Source organism: Acidovorax sp. LjRoot204 (assembly GCF_056175785.1).
In genome coordinates this window covers 1-4,533 of sequence record NZ_JBGFFF010000244.1, presented here as the reverse complement: position 1 = coordinate 4,533, position 4,533 = coordinate 1, and the positions used below count along the sequence as shown (strand labels likewise).

The window sequence follows — 4,533 nt, the reverse complement described above, 5'->3', positions numbered from 1 at the left end:
GATTTTTTAGCGGCGTACCCGTCAATGCGGACACTTCTCGCGCGATGCCATAGACGCTCAGGCAATGCGCAAGATTGGGCGTGAGCTTGAGCGTGAACAGAGTGTCGTCCAAGTTCAGGTGTTCGCGGATGTCCTGGCCCACGGGGGCTGAGGCATCCAGCTCCAGCAGGCCGCCATGGTCCTCTGACAGTTTGAGCTCACGGGCGGAGCACAACATGCCTTGGCTTTCCACGCCGCGCAGTTTGCCCACCTTGATGAGGAAAGGTTTGCCATCGTCACCCGGCGGGAGCTCGGCACCCACCAGTGCGCAAGGCACCTTGATACCCACGCGGGCATTCGGCGCACCACAMACGATGTTCAGCARGGCGCCCTGCCCCACGTCCACCTGGCACACACGCAGGCGRTCGGCGTYTGGGTGCTGTACCGCYTCCTTGATCTCACCCACCACGATCTTGGTGAAAGGCGGGGCCACGGGGCGCAGCTCTTCCACCTCCAGACCGGCCATCGTCAGCGTTTCGGCCAGCTCGGCCGTCGTCAAAGGGGGGTTGCAGAACTCACGCAACCAGGATTCAGGAAATTGCATAGTCGGACACTCTTGTACGGAAGGTGCGCAGCACGGCCACAGGGCACGAGCGCGGCGCGAAGTCGGCGGGCTTTACTGGAACTGCGACAGGAAGCGGATGTCGCCGTCAAAGAACAGGCGCAGGTCATTGACGCCATAGCGCAGCATGGTCAGGCGGTCGGGTCCCATGCCGAATGCAAAGCCGATGTACTTCTCAGGGTCAAGACCCATATTGCACACCACGTTGGGGTGCACCTGGCCCGAGCCCGCCACTTCGAGCCAACGGCCTGCCAGCGGGCCCGTCTGGAACTGGATATCGATCTCGGCGCTGGGCTCTGTGAACGGGAAGAAACTGGGACGGAAGCGCAACACGAGATCGTCGCTCTCGAAGAACGTGCGGCAGAAATCCGTGAAGATGACTTTCAGGTCCTTGAAACTCACGTTCTCACCAATCCAGAGACCTTCGCACTGGTGAAACATGGGCGAGTGCGTGGCGTCGCTGTCCACGCGGTAGGTACGGCCGGGGGCAATGACGCGGATCTCGGGCATCGCCTGACCGGCATCGAGCGCAGCCCGGTGCTTTTTGACATGCTGGACCGCATGGCGGATCTGCATGGGGCTGGTGTGTGTGCGCAGCAGGTTGGGGGCGGTGGCAGTGCCGCCCTCCACATAGAACGTGTCATGCATGGACCGCGCAGGATGGTCTTCCGGCGTATTCAGTGCAGTGAAGTTGAACCAGTCGGTCTCGATCTCAGGGCCTTCGGCGACGTCAAAACCCATGGAACCGAAGATGCCCTGGATGCGTTCAAGCGTGAGCGATACCGGGTGCAAGCCACCCTGCCCGCGCTGGCGGCCTGGCAGGCTCACGTCCAGTGCTTCGGCCTTGAGCTGCAATTGAAGTTCGGCATCGGCCAGAGCTTGGCGGCGAGCGGTCAGTGCAGCCTCGATGGCCTGCTTGGCAACGTTGATGGCTGCGCCGCGGGATTTCTTTTCCTCGACGGACAGMTGCGCCATGCCCTTCATGAGCTCGGTCACGCGACCTGACTTGCCCAGAAACTGCGCCTTGGCGTTTTCGAGGTCAGCAGGGGTTGCGCTTTGGGCAAACAGTTGCGTCGCGCTCTCGACCAGGGAATCCAACTCGTTCATATCGACTCTTGAAAATGAACAAGGGCTAGTGCCTTTTCAAGCCCTAGCCCTTGCTGTTATTGCGCAAGCAGCTATCAGAACGATAGCCGCTCATCGTGAACTCAAGCAGCCAGCTTGGCCTTGACTTGCTCCACGATGCTGCCAAAGGCAGCCTTGTCGTGCACTGCGAGGTCGGCCAGCATCTTGCGGTCGATCTCGATGGATGCCTTCTTCAGGCCGTTGGCGAACTGGCTGTAGGTCAGGCCCAGTTCACGSGMRGCGGCGTTGATACGSGCGATCCACAAYTGRCGGAAMACGCGCTTCTTGGTGCGGCGGTCACGGTAGGCRTATTGCCCAGCCTTCATTACCGCCTGTTTGGCGATACGGAAGACGTTACCGCGGCGACCACGGAAACCCTTGGCAAGGGCGAGAACTTTCTTGTGACGGGCACGGGCCGTTACACCACGTTTGACGCGAGGCATGTATGTACTCCTTGTTCGTCAGTAAATTAAACGCCCATGCCGGGCAGCATCTGTGAAATCGAGCCCATATTGGTCTCGTGCACAGCAACCGCACCACGCAGATGGCGCTTGTTCTTGGTGGTCTTCTTGGTCAAGATGTGACGTTTGAAGGCTTGACCGCGCTTGACGGTACCACCTGGACGAACGCGGAAACGTTTTTTCGCGCTGCTCTTGGTCTTCATTTTGGGCATGTGAATGCTCCTTTTTCGTTGTGCTCGTGAGGCGTTTGCAAACCGATCTGCAAACTTGTTGGCCCCGAGCCACTTTTATCGAAAGGCTTTCACCTTCCGGTCGGCAGTGCCCGAAAGCCCCACCTTTTCAAACACCCCGCCCCTTCGGGCATGGCGCTCAAAATCTGACATTGATTGGCAAACCTACGCCGCCGCGCCCGTTGCAGGGGCCGCGCCTTCAGCCGCTGGCTTGGCCGCGGGCTTCTTCTTGCCCGGAGCAATCATCATGATCATCTGACGGCCTTCCAACTTAGGAAACTGCTCAATGATGATGCTGTCAGCCAACTCGTCACGAATCCGGTTCAGCAAAGCCAAGCCGAGTTCCTGGTGCGTGATTTCACGCCCGCGGAACCGCAGCGTGATCTTGCACTTGTCTCCATCCGCCAAAAAGCGGCGGATGTTGCGCATCTTGATGTTGTAGTCGCCRTCGTCSGTWCCGGGGCGGAACTTGAYTTCCTTGAYCTCRATGACCKTCTGCTTSGCYTTGGCYTCKGCCGCMYKCTTYTGCTCKTGGTACTTGAACTTGCCGTAGTCCATGAGGCGGCATACCGGCGGATTAGCCGTAGCGGCGATTTCCACCAGATCCACGTCCAGCTCACCGGCCATGCGCAAGGCCTCCATGAGGCTAACAACACCCAAAGGCTCGTTGTCTGGCCCGGAAAGGCGGACTTCCGGGGCCATGATTTCMCGGTTCAGGCGGTGYTKGCGYTCYTCSCGGTGGCGRCGRTCRCGAAATKCAGTAGCGATGGCTATCTTCCTTGAATCAAAATGCTACAAATAAAGTAGCTACTTCCGCACAGTCCGCGAGCGGCAAAGCAGTTTTTGTGTTCAAAATCAGGCTTTGGTGGCAATGTCGCTAGCGATCAATTCAATGAACGCATCCACAGACATCACTCCGAGATCACGATTACCCCGGGCTCGCACTGCGACGGCGCCGGCTGCCTTTTCCTTGTCACCTGCGACGAGGATGTAGGGCAGCTTTTGCATCGAATGCTCCCGTATTTTATACGTAATCTTCTCATTGCGCAGATCCAGGGCCACCCTAAGGCCTTGATTGGGCAGCGCTTTTTGCAGTTTTGCAGCGATTTCACGACAGTAATCGGACTGAGCGTCAGTGATGTTCAGCACCGAAACCTGCACGGGAGCGAGCCATGTAGGCAAGGCCCCCGCGTGCTGCTCGATCAGAATGCCAATGAAGCGCTCCAAGCTTCCAACGATGGCGCGATGCAGCATGATGGGCCGATGGCGGGCGCCATCTTCGCCCACAAACTCTGCGTCCAAGCGCTCGGGCATATTCGGATCCACCTGAATCGTGCCGCACTGCCAGGGGCGCCCCAGCGCGTCCTTGAGCGTGTATTCGATCTTGGGACCGTAAAAGGCGCCCTCTCCGGGCAGGTATTCAAATTCGCAACCGGATGCCCTTAGACCCTCAGCCAAGGCGTTCTCGGCGCGGTCCCAGCTTTCCTCACTACCGATTCGCTTCTCAGGCCGTGTGGACAGCTTGTAGATGATGTCCGTGAACCCGAAGTCCTTGTAAACCTTCTGCAGCAACGTGGTGAACGCCACGACTTCGGACTGGATCTGGTCTTCAGTACAGAAGATATGGCCGTCGTCCTGTGTGAATGCACGCACGCGCATGATGCCGTGCAGTCCCCCAGTCGGCTCGTTGCGGTGGCATTGGCCGAACTCACCAAACCGCAAAGGCAGGTCCCGGTAGCTCTTGATACCTTGCTTGAAGATGATGATGTGCCCGGGGCAGTTCATCGGCTTGAGCGCGTAKTCGCGCTTTTCCGAYTCCGTSRYGAACATGTTSTCGCGGTAKTTSTSCCAGTGSCCMGTTTTCTCCCACAGGCCCTGGTCCAGGATCTGCGGCCCCTTGACCTCCTGGTAGCCGTTGTCGCGGTACACGCGGCGCATGTACTGCTCCACCTCCTGCCACACCGTCCAGCCCTTGGGGTGCCAGAACACTGTGCCAGGCGAGTGCTCGTCGATGTGGAACAGATCCAGCTCACGGCCGAGTTTGCGGTGGTCGCGCTTTTCGGCCTCCTCCAGCATCGTCAAATACTGCTGCAGCTCATCCTTGGTAGCCCAGGCC

The 4,533-nt window shown here is 59.0% G+C and carries 6 protein-coding genes; all 6 read right to left on the bottom strand.

The features are described from left to right. Nucleotides 1–583 (bottom strand): YtpR family tRNA-binding protein (gene ytpR / locus AC04MI_RS23635; protein ID WP_476498861.1); only part of this gene is annotated, 583 nt, incomplete at its 3' end. Between the two features lie 72 nt (nt 584–655). Next, nucleotides 656–1,708 carry a phenylalanine--tRNA ligase subunit alpha gene (gene pheS, locus AC04MI_RS23630; RefSeq protein ID WP_476498860.1) on the bottom strand — a complete coding sequence of 351 codons (1,053 nt, stop codon included), beginning with the start codon at nt 1,706–1,708 and terminating at the stop codon, nt 656–658. A gap of 101 nt (nt 1,709–1,809) precedes the next feature. Next, nucleotides 1,810–2,169 (bottom strand): 50S ribosomal protein L20, encoded by a 360-nt coding sequence (gene rplT / locus AC04MI_RS23625; RefSeq protein ID WP_476498859.1) that lies wholly within the window; start codon nt 2,167–2,169, stop codon nt 1,810–1,812. 26 nt (nt 2,170–2,195) lie between these two features. After that, nucleotides 2,196–2,399: a 50S ribosomal protein L35 gene (rpmI, locus tag AC04MI_RS23620; RefSeq protein WP_008904041.1), complete on the bottom strand. Its 204-nt coding sequence runs from the start codon at nt 2,397–2,399 to the stop codon at nt 2,196–2,198. Between the two features lie 183 nt (nt 2,400–2,582). Then, nucleotides 2,583–3,191 (bottom strand): translation initiation factor IF-3, encoded by a 609-nt coding sequence (gene infC, locus AC04MI_RS23615; protein WP_476498862.1) that lies wholly within the window; start codon nt 3,189–3,191, stop codon nt 2,583–2,585. Nucleotides 3,192–3,272: 81 nt separating this feature from the next. Continuing rightward, nucleotides 3,273–4,533: threonine--tRNA ligase (thrS, locus tag AC04MI_RS23610; protein WP_476498858.1), on the bottom strand; the 1,261-nt coding region annotated here is incomplete at its 5' end.

Excerpts from the sequence above, each read along its gene's own strand:
- rpmI (WP_008904041.1), bottom strand. The coding sequence starts at position 2,399 with ATGCCCAAAATGAAGACCAAGAGCAGCGCGAAAAAACGTTTCCGCGTT.